Source organism: Pseudomonas sp. PS02290 (genome assembly GCF_029960075.1).
Classification (GTDB): domain Bacteria; phylum Pseudomonadota; class Gammaproteobacteria; order Pseudomonadales; family Pseudomonadaceae; genus Aquipseudomonas.
The window spans coordinates 1-13,835 of the sequence record NZ_JASCOY010000114.1 but is presented as its reverse complement, the minus strand read 5'-3'; the positions used below and the strand labels follow the sequence as shown (position 1 = coordinate 13,835).

At 63.3% G+C, this 13,835-nt stretch carries 11 protein-coding genes and 2 pseudogenes; 10 read left to right on the top strand and 3 right to left on the bottom strand.

Annotated features, from left to right (window positions below; translation table 11 throughout):
• The 7 genes from QMX88_RS26215 to QMX88_RS26185 form a co-directional block, all read left to right on the top strand.
• Window positions 1-946, top strand: a 946-nt coding sequence (locus tag QMX88_RS26215; RefSeq protein ID WP_282373171.1) for a DNA-3-methyladenine glycosylase family protein, incomplete at its 5' end; no start/stop codon positions are given.
• A gap of 129 nt (window positions 947-1,075) precedes the next feature.
• Window positions 1,076-1,615 (top strand): methylated-DNA--[protein]-cysteine S-methyltransferase, encoded by a 540-nt coding sequence (locus QMX88_RS26210; RefSeq protein ID WP_282373170.1) that lies wholly within the window; start codon window positions 1,076-1,078, stop codon window positions 1,613-1,615.
• Window positions 1,616-1,706: 91 nt separating this feature from the next.
• The gene (locus QMX88_RS26205; protein ID WP_282373169.1) at window positions 1,707-2,510 is read left to right on the top strand and encodes an isocitrate lyase/PEP mutase family protein; all 804 of its coding nucleotides are present in this window, start codon (window positions 1,707-1,709) and stop codon (window positions 2,508-2,510) included.
• 110 nt (window positions 2,511-2,620) lie between these two features.
• Complete coding sequence (lexA, locus tag QMX88_RS26200) at window positions 2,621-3,238, top strand: transcriptional repressor LexA (RefSeq protein WP_282373174.1); 618 nt, start codon at window positions 2,621-2,623, stop codon at window positions 3,236-3,238.
• Entirely contained in the window at window positions 3,238-3,855 is a 618-nt protein-coding gene (gene imuA / locus QMX88_RS26195; RefSeq protein WP_282373173.1) for a translesion DNA synthesis-associated protein ImuA, read from the top strand. Before lexA ends, imuA begins: the two co-directional genes overlap by 1 nt.
• Window positions 3,856-3,862: 7 nt before the next feature.
• Window positions 3,863-5,290, top strand: coding sequence for a Y-family DNA polymerase (locus QMX88_RS26190; protein ID WP_282373168.1), 1,428 nt, complete (start codon window positions 3,863-3,865; stop codon window positions 5,288-5,290).
• The gene (locus QMX88_RS26185) at window positions 5,287-8,388 is read left to right on the top strand and encodes an error-prone DNA polymerase (protein WP_282373167.1); all 3,102 of its coding nucleotides are present in this window, start codon (window positions 5,287-5,289) and stop codon (window positions 8,386-8,388) included. The genes QMX88_RS26190 and QMX88_RS26185 overlap by 4 nt, the downstream gene beginning before the upstream one ends.
• A gap of 252 nt (window positions 8,389-8,640) precedes the next feature.
• Here QMX88_RS26185 and iolG read toward each other — a convergent pair whose 3' ends face one another.
• Together iolG and QMX88_RS26175 are read right to left on the bottom strand one after the other, a co-directional pair.
• Window positions 8,641-9,639, bottom strand: a complete 999-nt coding sequence (gene iolG / locus QMX88_RS26180; RefSeq protein WP_282373166.1) for an inositol 2-dehydrogenase — start codon at window positions 9,637-9,639, stop codon at window positions 8,641-8,643.
• Between the two features lie 58 nt (window positions 9,640-9,697).
• Window positions 9,698-10,723 (bottom strand): LacI family DNA-binding transcriptional regulator, encoded by a 1,026-nt coding sequence (locus tag QMX88_RS26175; RefSeq protein WP_336620248.1) that lies wholly within the window; start codon window positions 10,721-10,723, stop codon window positions 9,698-9,700.
• A gap of 208 nt (window positions 10,724-10,931) precedes the next feature.
• On the opposite strand from QMX88_RS26175, the pseudogene QMX88_RS26170 reads away from it, so the two are divergent.
• A pseudogene (locus tag QMX88_RS26170) lies at window positions 10,932-11,784 on the top strand (urea carboxylase-associated family protein).
• Window positions 11,785-11,837: 53 nt separating this feature from the next.
• On the opposite strand, the gene QMX88_RS26165 reads toward QMX88_RS26170, so the two are convergent.
• Window positions 11,838-12,239: a hypothetical protein gene (locus tag QMX88_RS26165; RefSeq protein WP_282373165.1), complete on the bottom strand. Its 402-nt coding sequence runs from the start codon at window positions 12,237-12,239 to the stop codon at window positions 11,838-11,840.
• Between the two features lie 301 nt (window positions 12,240-12,540).
• Here QMX88_RS26165 and QMX88_RS26160 point away from each other — a divergent pair, with 301 nt between their 5' ends.
• Together QMX88_RS26160 and QMX88_RS26155 are read left to right on the top strand one after the other, a co-directional pair.
• A complete protein-coding gene (locus tag QMX88_RS26160) occupies window positions 12,541-13,551 on the top strand; it encodes a zinc-binding alcohol dehydrogenase family protein (RefSeq protein ID WP_282373164.1) in 1,011 nt (336 codons plus the stop codon).
• Window positions 13,552-13,562: 11 nt separating this feature from the next.
• Window positions 13,563-13,835: pseudogene (locus QMX88_RS26155) on the top strand (mannitol dehydrogenase family protein); the annotation flags it as partial.

The window sequence follows — 13,835 nt, the reverse complement described above, 5'->3', positions numbered from 1 at the left end:
GACCCTGACTTCCGGCGGTTCCCCCATGCTTCAACCTCTCCAGCCCCACGCCTCGCGCCTGATACCCTTTCACCCACCGTTTGACTGGCAGCGCATGCTCGATTTCTTCGCGGCGCGGATGACGGCGGGCGTGGAGGCGGTGGTCGATGGGGTGTACCTGCGCAACATCGACTTCAAGGGCAGCCACGGTGCCTTGACGGTTGAGCTGGCGCCGGACGGGCAACATCTGCTGGCGACCGCCCACGGCGAGGTGAGCCAGCACATTGATGAGCTGATCGTGCCGGTTTCTCATATGTTCGATCTGTATGCCGAACCTCAGATCATCGACCACGCCCTGTCGCAAGACCCGTGGCTGGCATCGCTGGTGCAGCGTCGCCCGGGGCTGCGCGTGCCGGGGTCGTTTTCCGGGTTCGAGCTGGCGGTGCGCACGGTCGTCGGGCAGCAGGTCAGCGTCAAGGGTGCAACCACGATCGTCGGTCGCCTGGTGCAGCGCGCCGGGGCTCAGGTCAGCGAGGGGCTGCATGAACAGCTGGGGTGGCGATTCCCGACGCCGGATGCCTTGGCGCAGGCCAACCTGGACAAGATCGGCATGCCCGGCAAGCGCGTCGACACCCTGCAGCGTCTCGCCGCAGCGGTGGCCAGTGGCGAGCTGTCCCTTGACGTGCGCCATGGCGACCTCGGCGATGTGCGGCGACAGTTGCTGTCCATGCCCGGCATCGGCCCCTGGACCGTGGAATACATCGCCATGCGCGCCTGGCGTGACCCGGACGCCTGGCCCGCCGCCGATCTGGTGCTGATGAATCTCATGACCCTGCAGGAGCCGAGCCTGCTGCGCCTGCCACAGCACAAGGCGCGGGCCGACGCCTGGAAACCCTGGCGCGCGTATGCGGCGATGCACATCTGGAATTCCGCAGCGGATGCGGCGGGCAAGCAGAAGGGCGGCTGACCGGCGAGTTCGAGCGCAAGAACCGGGTGGTTCGGGAAGGGCGCGCGAGTAGTATGTCGACGTACGGACGATTCCAGTTAATCCCGGCGCGCCCGTATCGAGAGTAAAAACCAGCGCAGGAGCCAGACGATGATCTTCACCTACCGTTTCATCGATTCCCCGGTTGGGCAGCTGAAACTGATCGCCAAGGGCCCGCGTCTGGCCGCCGTGCTGTGGGAAAACGACCGCCCGAACCGCGTGCTGCTCGGAGCCATGAGCGAAGATGACGGCAGCGATATTCTTGACCGGACCGAACGCCAGCTCGCCGAATACTTTGCAGGTCGCCGTCAGCGCTTCGAGCTTGAACTCGAATTCCATGGGACGGATTTTCAGCAGAAAGTCTGGCAGGCCTTGCTGAATATTCCCTTCGGCGAAACCCGCAGTTATCTAGACATTGCCCTGCAGATCGGCAACCCCGCCGCCGTGCGCGCGGTCGGAGCCGCCAACGGCAAAAACCCCATCTCGATCATCGCCCCCTGTCATCGGGTGATCGGCAGCTCCGGTGCGCTGACCGGTTTTGCGGGTGGCCTCGATGCCAAGCACCTGCTGCTGACCCTGGAGGGGTATCAGCCGGTACAGCGGGGAAGGCGCGTCATGGCAGTGGCTTCGACCCAGGCGTCACTGTTCTGAATCAATCGCTTCACGGTTTACGCAAAGCTTCACGCAACACGCCGCTTGAAAACGTACGCAACGGCCGACCCTTAAATCAATGGAGATGATCATGCCCGGTTCCGCTCAGACGTTTCGCTCACTGCACCACCAATCCACCGATTTGCGTCTGCCCAATGCCTGGGACGCGGGCAGCGCGCGGCTGTTCGAAAGCCTCGGCGCCACGGCCATTGCGACCACCAGCGCCGGGGTCGCCTGGGCCCAGGGCTATGCCGATGGCCGGGTGTTTCCGGTCGACATTGCGGTCAGCGTCGCGGCCAGCATCGCGCGATTGATCAAGGTGCCGCTGTCGGTGGACATGGAAAACGGCTATTCGGACGACCCGCAAACCGTTGCGGAGAACGTCAAGCGGGTGCTGGACGTCGGGGCGATCGGCATCAATATCGAGGACGGTTCCGACGCGCCGGATCTGCTGGCCCGCAAGATCGAGGCGATCAAAAGCATGGCGGCCCGTAACGGGCTGGACGTCTTTATCAATGCCCGCACGGACGTTTACCTGGCGAGTCTGGTCCCTGATGAGCTGCGCCTGGAGGAAACCCTGAAGCGAGGCCAGCTTTACAGGGAGGCGGGTGCGGACGGCCTGTTCGTCGCGGCCCTGGTGGATGTCGAGCAGATCAAAGCCGTCGTTGCAGGCATCGGTCTGCCCCTCAATCTGCTGGCGCGACAGGGACTGCCCGCCGCCGATGCGTTGGCCGCATTGGGCGTTCGCCGGTTGAGCGCCGGATCCAGCATCGCCCAGACCTTGTGGGGACAGGCCGAGCAACTGGCACGGGGCTTTCTGGAGGAAGGGCGCTCGGAAACGGTCATCGAGACCAGCCTCGCGTATCCGCAGATTCAAGCGCTGTTTGAGCGCTAAAGAAAGGGCTTTTGAGCAGGGTGGTGATTCCCCGTATTCGCCGCTCTGTTACAAAAATTGCAGCCGGATCGACAAGAGGCGCTAGTCAGGTTTAGTCGAGAAGAGTACAACTGTGCTCCATGACGACCCTATCCCCAAAACGCGCTGCCATCCTCACGTTCATTCGAGATCGCATCGCCCAAAATGGCCAGCCTCCCAGCCTGGCTGAAATTTCCGAAGCCTTCGGATTTGCTTCCCGCAGTGTCGCGCGCAAGCACATCGTGGCGCTCACCGATGCCGGTTTGATCGAAGTCACCGCCAACCAGGCCCGCGGCATCCGGCTGGTGGACACCCGTCCGCGGCCGCAGATGCTCGACATTCCCGTCCTCGGTCGGGTGGCCGCCGGTGCGCCCATTGGCCCCGACCTCGATAACCACGACACCTTCACGCTGGACAGCCGCACCTTCATGCGCGTCCCGGATTACCTGCTGCGGGTGAGCGGAGACTCGATGATCGACGACGGCATCTTTGATGGCGATCTGGTGGGCATCCTGCAAAGCGCCGACGCCCGCGACGGGCAGATCATCGTTGCCCGGCTGGACGGCGAAGTGACCATCAAGCGCCTTGAGCGCGGCGATGATCAGCTGCGTTTGCTGCCGCGCAACCCGGCGTATCAACCCATCATTGTTCGGCCCGACCAGGACTTCGCCATCGAAGGTGTGTTCTGTGGCCTGGTGCGCCGGGAATGATGGGCGCGGTGGTCAGCCTCGACGCGCTGCTGGACGAGCGGCGCGTCTGGAAGGGGCGTCAGCAGACGCCTTCGGTTGCCGCCCAGCCCACCGGCCATGCGGCCCTCGACGCGGCGTTGCCCATGGGAGGCTGGCCCCCTGCGGCGATGACCGAAGTGCTGGTGGCGGCCAACGGCAGTGGTGAACTGCGGCTGATGTGGCCGACCCTGGCGCGGCTTGCTGACAGCGGCGAACGCATCGTGCTGGTCGCGCCTCCCTATCTCCCCTATGCCCAGGCCTGGCAGATGGCGGGCATCGACCTGAGGCAGTTGTCGATCATCCACGCCAACGAGCGCGATGCCTTATGGGCGGTGGAGCAATGCTTGCGCTCGGGCAGTTGCGGCGCGGTGTTGTGCTGGCCGACCAAGGTCGACGACCGTGCCCTGCGTCGGTTGCAGGTGGCCGCCGAAACCGGTGAAACCCTGGCCTTTGCCTGCCGCGGGCATGAGGCGGCCGCCAATCCGTCACCGGCCGCGCTGCGCATTGCCATCGACGCTCGCCCCAGCCAGTTGCGGGTGCTCAAGTGTCGCGGCGGGCTGGCGCCTGCTTCCCCCGTTCCGTTCACTGCTGACGCTTGAGGTTGCCATGCTCTGGGCTTGTGTCCTCCTGCCGCAGCTGGCGCTGGACGGCGTCATGCGTCGTCGCGAAAACCCTGAAGAACCGCTGGCGCTGGTCAGCGGCACGGCGCAGCGCCGGGTGCTGCAGACGGTCAACCCGGCGGCCCGGGCAATGGGCCTGCGTGCCGGCCAGTCGTTAACCGCAGCCCATGCCATGACCCGTGAGTTCGCCACGGTTGAATACGACCCCGACGAAACCGAGCGCTGGCACCGTTTGCTGGCCGCCTGGGCCTACCGTTTCAGTTCACACGTCAGCCTCAAGTACCCGCGCGTGCTGTTGATGGAGGTTGAATCCAGCTTTGGCCTGTTCGGGCCGTGGCCGGTGTTCGAAGCGCGTCTGCGTCAGGAACTCACCGAGCTGGGCTTCACCCATCGCATCGTCGCGGCGCCCAATCCTCTGGCGGCCCGCATGCTCGCCAACGCCCATGATGGTCTGGCCGTGACCGATGGCGAGGCACTGCATGAGGTGCTGGCACAGATGCCGGTCAACCGCATCGGCCTGCCAACCGAAGTCGCCACGGCCCTGGCGCGCATGGGCCTTAATCGCGTACGACAGGTTCAGGCGTTGCCCCGTGACACCCTGGCCCGGCGTTTCCCGGCGGCGGTCCTGCAACACCTCGACACGCTGTTCGGGCGCCGGCCCATGGGGCTGGAGTGTTATGTGCCGCCGGACCGTTTCGATACCCGTATCGAGCTGAATTTCGACGTCGAGTCCCATCAGGCGCTGCTGTTCCCGCTCAAGCGCATGATTGCTGATCTGGCGGTGTTTCTGGCCGGGCGCGACAGCGGCGTTCAGCGTTTCGTGATTCATCTGGAACACGTGCCAAGCGTCGGCAGCGTGGCCCCGGACACACAGATTCCCGTCGGCCTGCTCAGTGCCGAGCGCGAAGCCAACATGCTGTTCGAGCTGGCGCGGGGCCGTCTGGAGCAAGTCGAAGTGCCGTCGCCGGTGCGCGCGTTGCGATTGCAGGCCAAGGATCTGCCGGCGTTCGTGCCCACCCACCGTGAGCTGTTCGACGACCGTCCGCAGCAGACCATGCCTTGGGAGCAACTGCGCGAGCGTTTGCGCGCACGGCTTGGGGATGAAGCGGTCGCCGGCCTGGGCTTCAATGCCGACCATCGCCCGGAACACGCCTCGCTGCCCGCTTGCCCGAACAAGCCACTGGCGCTGACCCATAAAGTGCCGCGCCCCGGCTGGCTGTTGCCCGAGCCCGAATTGCTGACGGAGCCCGGTCTGCGCGTATTGGCCGGGCCGGAGCGCATCGAGTCGGGCTGGTGGGACGGCGGCGACGTGCGCCGCGACTATTACCTCGTCGAAACCCGCAACGGCCAGCGCGGCTGGGCTTACCGCAGCGTCGGCGACAGCAGCCTGTTGCTGCACGGCTGGTTCGCATGAGCGGGGCATACGCCGAGCTGCATTGCCTGTCGAACTTCAGCTTTCAGCGCGGGGCGTCGAGTGCGAAGGAGCTGTTCGAGCGGGCCAAACTTCATGGCTATCAAGCGCTGGCGATCACCGATGAATGCACCCTGGCGGGCATTGTGCGGGCGTGGCAGGCGGCGAAGGAATGTGAACTGCCGCTGATCATCGGCAGCGAAATCACCGTCGAGAACGGGCCGAAAATTGTTTTGCTGGTGGAGAACCTCGCCGGTTACCAGGCTTTGTGTCGCTTGATCACCCAGGGTCGGCGCCGTAGCAAGAAGGGCGAATACCGCTTGCTGCGCGAGGACTTCCAGCCGCCGCTCTCGGGGCTTTTGGCGCTGTGGCTGCCGGATCTTGAACAGGACGTCCCGACCCGGCGGGAACAAGGTGAATGGCTGCGTGGAATTTTTCAGCAGAATCTGTGGCTGAGTGTCGAGTTGCATTGCGGTCCGGATGATCGAAAGCGTCTGAACACCTTGCTCGGCATGGCACGGGCCATCGCGATTCCTCCCGTTGCCAGTGGCGACGTGCACATGCACGCCCGCGGTCGTCGGGCCTTGCAGGACACCATGAGCGCCGTTCGCCATCACACCACCGTGGCGGAGGCAGGGCATCGGCTGTTTGCCAACGGCGAGCGGCATTTGCGACCGCTGTCGGTGCTGGGCGAGCTGTATCCGTCGAGCCTGCTGATTGAAACCGTGAACATCGCCCGACGCTGCACCTTCGACCTCAGTGAATTGCGCTACGAATACCCCCATGAACTGGTGCCGCCTGACCAGTCCCCCAGCAGTTGGTTGCGGCACCTGACCGAGCAGGGCGCCAGCCGTCGCTGGCCTCAGGGCGTGCCAGACGTCGCCCGCAGCAACATCGAAAAAGAGCTGAAGGTCATCGCGGCCAAGCGTTACGAGAGTTACTTCCTCACGGTGCACGACATCGTCAGCTTCGCCCGCGACCAGCACATCCTCTGTCAGGGACGGGGCTCGGCGGCCAACTCCACGGTGTGTTTCGCCCTGGGCATCACCGAGCTGGACCCGTCAAAAAGCAATCTGCTGTTCGAGCGTTTCATCTCCGAAGAGCGCGACGAACCCCCGGACATCGACGTGGATTTCGAGCACGAACGGCGCGAGGAAGTGCTGCAATACGTGTTCCGTCGATACGGCCGGGGCAGGGCGGCGCTCACTGCGGTTGCCAGTACCTACCACGGTGCGGGGGCCGTCCGGGATGTGGCGCGGGTCCTCGGTTTGCCGCCCGACCAGATCAACGCCCTGGCCGACTGTTTCAGCCGCTGGAGCGACAGCATGCCGCCCGCCGAACGCCTGCGCGAATGCGGTTTCGAACCCGACAGCCCGATCCTGCGGCGGGTACTGACGCTGACCGGCGAACTCATCGGCTTCCCCCGGCATCTGTCCCAGCACCCCGGCGGCTTTGTGATTTCCGAGCATCCGTTGGAAACCCTGGTGCCTGTGGAAAACGCCGCCATGGCGGACCGCACCATCATTCAGTGGGACAAGGACGACCTCGATCTGGTGGGCCTGCTCAAAGTCGATATCCTCGCCCTGGGCATGCTCAGCGCCCTGCGCCGGACATTCGATCTGGTCAGAGGTTATCGCGGTTACGACCTGACCCTTGCGACCATCCCCGCCGAGGACAAACCGACCTACGACATGATCACCCGCGCCGACACCATCGGCGTGTTCCAGATCGAGTCGCGGGCGCAGATGTCCATGCTGCCGCGCTTGAAACCCAACACCTTCTATGACCTGGTGATCGAGGTCGCCATCGTCCGCCCCGGGCCGATTCAGGGCGGCATGGTCCACCCGTATCTGCGCCGCAAGAACGGCGAAGAAGAGGTAACGTACCCGTCCGATGAACTGAAAGTGGTGTTCGAGCGCACATTGGGCGTGCCCCTGTTTCAGGAACAGGTCATGCAACTGGCGATCGTTGCTGCTGATTACTCCCCCGGCGAGGCGGATCAACTGAGACGTTCCATGGCCGCCTGGAAGCGCCACGGCGGTCTTGAGCCCCATCGCATCCGTCTCAGCGAGCGCATGAAGGAAAAGGGTTACCCGGACGAGTTTATCCAGCGCATTTTCGAGCAGATCAAGGGCTTCGGCAGTTACGGCTTCCCGGAGTCCCACGCCGCCAGTTTCGCCCTGCTGACCTACGCCAGTTGCTGGCTGAAATGCCACGAGCCGGCAGCCTTTACCTGCGCGCTGATCAACAGCTGGCCCATGGGTTTTTACAGCCCCGATCAATTGCTGCAGGACGCCCGCCGCCACCAGATCGACGTGCACCCGGTGGACGTGCGTTACAGCGACTGGGACTGTTCGCTCGAGCCGGTTGCCGGCCGCGAATACAACCAGAACCTGGCCATTCGCATGGGCCTGCGCATGATCAAGGGGTTCCGCCAGGAGGACGCCACGCGCATCGAACAGGCCCGTGGTGTCCGAGATTTCAAGGACGTGGCCGACCTGTGCATTCGCGCCGAACTGGACAACCGGGCCCGTGCTGCGCTGGCGGATTCCGGCGCGTTGCGCGGCCTGGTGGGACATCGTCATCGGGCGCGCTGGGAGATCGCCGGCGTCGAGATGCAACGGCCGTTGTTCGGCGACGACTGTTTTGGCGAAGAGGCCCAGGTCGCGCTGCCGCTGCCGAGTGTCGCCCAAGACCTTGCGGCGGATTACGACACCCTCGGCACCACACTCGGGCCGCACCCGCTGGCCTTGCTGCGCCATAAACTGGCGGCGAAGCGTTTTCGCAGTTCAAAGGATTTGCTGGATGAGGAGCACGGCCGAAGCTTCAGCGTTGCCGGGCTTGTCGTCGGTCGACAACGGCCCGGCACCGCCAGTGGCGTGACCTTTGTGACGCTGGAAGATGAACACGGAATGATCAACGTCGTGGTCTGGCGTGATCTGGCCGAGCGTCAACGCAAGGTGTTGGTGGGGTCGCAGTTGATGCAGGTGTTCGGCAAGTTCGAATTCCAGAAGGGCGTGCGTCACGTCATCGCCCAGCGATTGTTCGACCTCACGCCAATGCTCACCGGGCTTGATGTGCGCAGTCGGGATTTCAAGTGATGCGCAGGGAAACGTCGAACATGACGTGATTGCCGAGATGCCGGCGATAAACATTGTGGGAGTGAGCTTGCTCGCGAAAAGGGCCGTCCATCCGCAGAATCTTTGGCGACTGGAATGCTGTCTTCGTGAGCAAGCTCACTCCCACATGGACCGCATCTGCTGCGCGATACCGTGGCGTCTTGACGACGGGCAATCCCCCACAAAATGTTCACCTGCCCGATCCTGAGTTCGGGCGACGCGTTTCTCCGCGACTCAGATTTCCACCTTCACCGTCCGCCCGGTCTTGATCGATTCGATGGCGCAGTTGGCCAGATGCAAGGCTCTCAAACCGTCGCGGGCATTGGTGGGCAGGGATTCGTTGCCCCGCACCGCGTCGATGAACTGGTTCAGCTCGATGCGATACGAAGCGGCATAACGCTCGAGAAAGAAATTCTCCAGCGGCTCACGCACTTCGGTTTGCGTGGCGCTGTAGCTGCGCACGGTGCTCGGGCGATGGTTGTCGTTGAGGATCATCCCCTTGGAGCCGAACACTTCCAGGCGCTGGTCATAGCCGTACACGGCTTCGCGGCAGCAATTGATGTGGCACTGTTTTCCGGAGGCGGTGCGCAGCAGCACCATCACGCTGTCGTAGTCGTCGATTTGCGCCAGTGCGGGCTCCACCAGTCGGCTGGCGATGGCGATGACTTCGATGGGTTCTTCGCCGAGCAGCGTGCGCGCGGTGTCGAAATCATGGATGGTCATGTCGCGGAAGATGCCGCCGGAGTGGGTCAGGTATTCCACCGGCGCCAGACCCGGATCACGGCTGGTGATGACCACCTGGCGCACCTCGCCGATGTCCCCGCGAGCGATGGCCTTGCGCATCTGCAGGGTGTCGGGGTCGAAGCGGCGGTTGAAACCGAGCATCACTTTGCCGTTCAGGCGCTCGATCTCTTCCACCGCGCGGGCGGCTTTGGCGAAATCCAGATCAATGGGTTTCTCGCACAGCACCGGTTTGCCTAGCTTGACCGCCCGCAGCATCAGGTCGATGTGAGTGTCGGTGGGCGTGCCGATGACAATCGCATCCACATCGTCCCGGGCAATGGCTTCGGCGCAGTCATAGCCCGCGGCGCAGTCCAGCTTTCCGGCGAGGGTGTCAACCCCTTCGCGCCAGGGGTCAGCGATCACCGTGAGTTGCACGTTGGGATTGGCGGCCACGTTGGCGGCGTGAATGTTGGCGATACGGCCTGCGCCGAGGACAGCAATGCGTAGCATGGGGGGATCTCCGGGATTGTTGTTATGGGGTGATCGGCGTAACGGGTGCGGCTGCACATCAGTGCGTCAGGTTGAACGGCGTGACCACCTGCACGTGGGAAACGGGAATCGGCACCGCCTTCCACAGGCGATGAAACTGCAGGATGTGCAGAAACGCGTTGCGGGCGTCGACCTGCAGGTTGTGATCGATGATCGCGGCAATCTTTTCTTCCGCCAGCAGTTGGCGGTTTTCCTGATCGAGGTCGTGGCCGATGAACACCTCAAGGGGGCGATCCAGTGCGGCAAAGGCTTCGACGATCGCGCGGTTGCCGCCGCCGACGCTGTAAATGGCCTTGATCGACGGATTGTCCTGCAGCGCTCGAGTCACTTTCTCGAAAGTCGGCTCATGCACCCCGAACCCTCCGGTGACGTCGACGACGCGCAAATGCGCCGCACGGCTGCGCAGCCAGGTGCGGAAACCCATTTCTCGCTCTTCCTCGCCACGAAACAGCTCACTGCTGATCACCACGGCCACGTCCTGGGCGGCATCGTCCAGCCAGCGCGACATCAGGTACGCCGCGGTCTGCCCGGCAGTGCGATTGTCCATGCCGATGTAACCGATGCGCTCACTCTGGGGCAGATCGGAAACAAAGGTCACCACCGGCACACCCGCCGCCGTGGCCTGATTCACCGCTTCGTTGATCGGCAATTCATCCGCGGCCTTGATGATCAGGCCCTGACTGCCTTTTTCGACGCAGCGCAGAATCAGGTCGTGCATCTGCTGTGTGCCGATGGCTTGATACAGGTGAAAGCGCGGGAAGATCCGAAACGGCGCCAGACTGCCGAGCTGGGCGAGAATCGCCTCCTGCACCGCGTCGCTGAAGCGCTTGGGCGTGTGCAGGATGACGTCGATATGAAAGGTGCGGCCCACCGCAGGCCCGGATTTTTCCTGGGCTTCGAGTTCCTCGAGGGCTTGATGAATGCGGCGGTGGGTCTGGTAATGCACGCTGCCGCGCTGATGCAGGACGCGATCGACCGTCGCCTTGCTCACGCCGGCCTGAGTTGCAATCTGCTTGATGGAAAAACGTCTGGCGCGGTCGAGCATGTGAATCCCCTGAAGCCTCTCGATGAGGTCTTGTTGAGGTCGATTCGGGGCCTCGGTGAGGCTGTCGCAATGCTAGCCGCAGTTCTATTGCTTGTACAGATGGAAATTAAATTCCAAATCAGGGAGGTTCGTTAATCTCTGAAAGCCCTTGGCACGGGCTGTGCTGTGCTCAAATCCCTTAGAAGTCAATCACTCGCCAGGAGCACCCATGTTCAAAGACTATCCCGCTGCTTATCAGGTCAGCAAAGGCTCGGCGCTGCAGGTCGACACGGCGTTTTATCAACGCATCCGTGAGGCGCAGGACAGCCGCACCCTGGTCGAGCAGTTCGAAGTGCCGATCCGCACCGGGCGGGCGTGGAAGGTCAAGGCCGGGCAGGTGTTCCGTGTGACCACACCGGTGGGCCCGCAAGTGGGCGACTTCAATGTCTGGAGCGCCGATGACCCACGCGAACGCATGTGGGCCGCGCGCACCCGGCAATTGCAGGGCGCCCACGTCACGACACACGACCGTCTGTGGTCGAACCTGCCGTTCCTGCGGCCGATGGTCACCATCACCGACGATAGCCTCGCCAGCTATGGCATCGACGAACATGGCGGTCGGCTGCATGACCTGCTCGGCACCCGCTGCGATCCCTACGTCAACAAGATGCTCACCGGCGAAGACTTTCACCATCACTGCCATTCGAACCTGACCCGCGCCGTGTTGCCCCACGGCCTGACCGAATTCGACGTGCACGACGTGCTGAACATCTTCCAGTGCACCGGCTTGAATCACGACGATCTTTATTTCATGAAAGCCTGCCCTGCCAAACAGGGCGATTACCTTGAGTTCTTCGCCGAAATCGACCTTGCTTTGCGCGTTGTCAACGTGCCCCGGCGGCGACCTTTCATTGCCACTGTGGGGCCCGGATGCCCAGGATCCGCTGACCGTGTGCCGGCCGTTGAGCGTCGAAATCTACGACATTGATGCGGCGTTGCTCCAGGGCTGGGAGCAGCCTAAACGCGCGGCCTACAACGGTCTGCACGGGTTGAAGATCGACAAGGCTGACTGGGAGAACTGAGGCGGTATGGATGCTGGTTTCCGGTGCCAGACCCTGAGGGCCTGTCACTGTGGTCAGGCATCCCGCAACAAGTCGTGGGCGTTGAGCAGGCGCCAGGCGATCTCGGGGTTCTTTTCGAGGCCCCGGCGTATGGCCGCAGGGATCGCGGCGCGGGTCTTGCGGCACATGCCGGGCAATTCGGCGATGTCGATGACCATGCCGCGCATGCTGCGCACTTCATTGAAGCCGGGGGCGATGTCCAGGCGGATGCCGAGTTGCTCGAACATCCGCTGTTGCAGGCGCTGCAGATCTTCCAGGCTGGCGATATTTTCCAGTCGGTCGAGCAGGCGTTTCTCTTCCTGCCGGGTCAGGCGAAGGATGCGCACGTCCGCACCCTCCAGCTCCAACAGGCGGTCGCGGTCGCATTGACAAGCGCCGGGCGGGCAGGGCGAGCGGATCGGCAATGGGGAATTCATGGGCTCCGATCATAACCATGGGTGGAGGGGATTTATAGCTGTGGCACGGGCAATCGCGCCGAATACTTGAAGGGCTAATTTGGTAAGGCCAATAGCATAATTGTCTAATTGGTCTTGCCAATGGGCGGGCGGCTGTGTAGTTTTTTCCTGCAGCGCCGCACTTGTCATCGCCCAAGCCACTGCAACTGCGGCCCGCGCTTCCAGAATCCATTCACCACCTCACAACAACAAGATCACTGCCCGGTAACCTGCGGCTCTGGCCGTTTCAGCGACGCCGGCGTGCCTGGTCTGGAGAGAGAAGATGCTCACCGTCGTCTGCGAAAAACCCGGTTCCCTGCTGGCCCTCGACCGTCCGAAACCCGAACGCGCACCCGGCGAGACGCTGGTTCGCATCAAGCGGGTCGGGGTTTGCGGCACTGATCTACACATCTTCAACGGCAACCAGCCGTTCCTTGAATACCCCCGGGTCATGGGCCACGAATTTTCCGGCATCGTCGAGCAAAGCGAGGCGGGCAGCGGGCTTGAGCCCGGCGACGTGGTGTACGTGATGCCGTACCTGTCCTGTGGCGACTGCATCGCCTGCCGTCAGGGCAAGACCAATTGCTGCGTGCGCATTCAAGTGCTGGGCGTCCACCGCGACGGCGCGTTCACTGAATACCTGAGCCTGCCCCACGGCTTCGTACTCAAGGCCGACGGCGTGACGCTGGATCAGGCAGCCATGATCGAGTTTCTGTCCATTGGCGCCCACGCGGTGCGTCGTTCGGACGTGCAATCCGGCCAGCGAGCGCTGGTGGTCGGCACTGGCCCGATCGGCATGGCGGTGGCGATTTTCTCCCGCCTGCGTGGGGCGAAAGTCACTGTGCTCGACACCCGCGAGGACCGCCTGACGTTCTGCAAGCAGCACCTGCAGATCGATTCGGCCGTGCTGATCGGCGCAGACGACAAACAGCAACTGGAGCAAGTGACCCAGGGCGAGTTTTTCAATGTGGTGTACGACGCCACCGGCAACGCCAAGGCCATGGAGCGCGGTTTCGAGTTCATTGCCCACGGTGGCAAATACGTGCTGGTGTCCATCGTTCGCGACACCATCAGCTTCTCCGACCCTGAATTTCACAAGCGCGAAGCGACCCTGATGGGCAGTCGCAACGCCACCGTCGAAGACTTCCGCTACGTCGAGCAATGCCTGCGCGACGGCCTGATCCCCGACGCAGCGCTCAACACCCACCGCATGGCCCTGAGCGAAGTGACCGAACGCTTCACCACGCTGCTCGACCCTGCCCAGCGGGTCGTCAAAGCCATCGTCGAATGCTAGGAGGCGCGGCCATGCACGCGACCCCGTTCACCCCCATTCTTCAGTTCGGCACCAGCCGTTTTCTTCAGGCCCATGCTGACCTGTTCATTTCCCAGGCCCTGGAGAAGGGCGAAGCGCTGGGCAGAATCACCGTCGTGCAAACCACCGGCAGCGCCGACAGCGCCCAGCGAGTTGCGGCGTTGGCCGGTGGCACGGGTTATCCGGTGCGCATTCAGGGCGCGGAAAACGGTCGCACGGTGGATGAAGAGCATTGGTCCACATCGATTGCCGGCGCGCTGCAAGCC

Bases quoted from the DNA above. Each gene is read 5' to 3' on its own strand.
- iolG (WP_282373166.1), bottom strand. From the start codon at position 9,639: ATGCTACGCATTGCTGTCCTCGGCGCAGGCCGTATCGCCAACATTCAC.
- QMX88_RS26160 (WP_282373164.1), top strand. From the start codon at position 12,541: ATGCTCACCGTCGTCTGCGAAAAACCCGGTTCCCTGCTGGCCCTCGAC.
- QMX88_RS26190 (WP_282373168.1), top strand. From the start codon at position 3,863: ATGCTCTGGGCTTGTGTCCTCCTGCCGCAGCTGGCGCTGGACGGCGTC.
- QMX88_RS26175 (WP_336620248.1), bottom strand. From the start codon at position 10,723: ATGCTCGACCGCGCCAGACGTTTTTCCATCAAGCAGATTGCAACTCAG.
- QMX88_RS26205 (WP_282373169.1), top strand. From the start codon at position 1,707: ATGCCCGGTTCCGCTCAGACGTTTCGCTCACTGCACCACCAATCCACC.
- imuA (WP_282373173.1), top strand. From the start codon at position 3,238: ATGGGCGCGGTGGTCAGCCTCGACGCGCTGCTGGACGAGCGGCGCGTC.
- QMX88_RS26210 (WP_282373170.1), top strand. From the start codon at position 1,076: ATGATCTTCACCTACCGTTTCATCGATTCCCCGGTTGGGCAGCTGAAA.
- QMX88_RS26165 (WP_282373165.1), bottom strand. From the start codon at position 12,239: ATGAATTCCCCATTGCCGATCCGCTCGCCCTGCCCGCCCGGCGCTTGT.
- QMX88_RS26185 (WP_282373167.1), top strand. From the start codon at position 5,287: ATGAGCGGGGCATACGCCGAGCTGCATTGCCTGTCGAACTTCAGCTTT.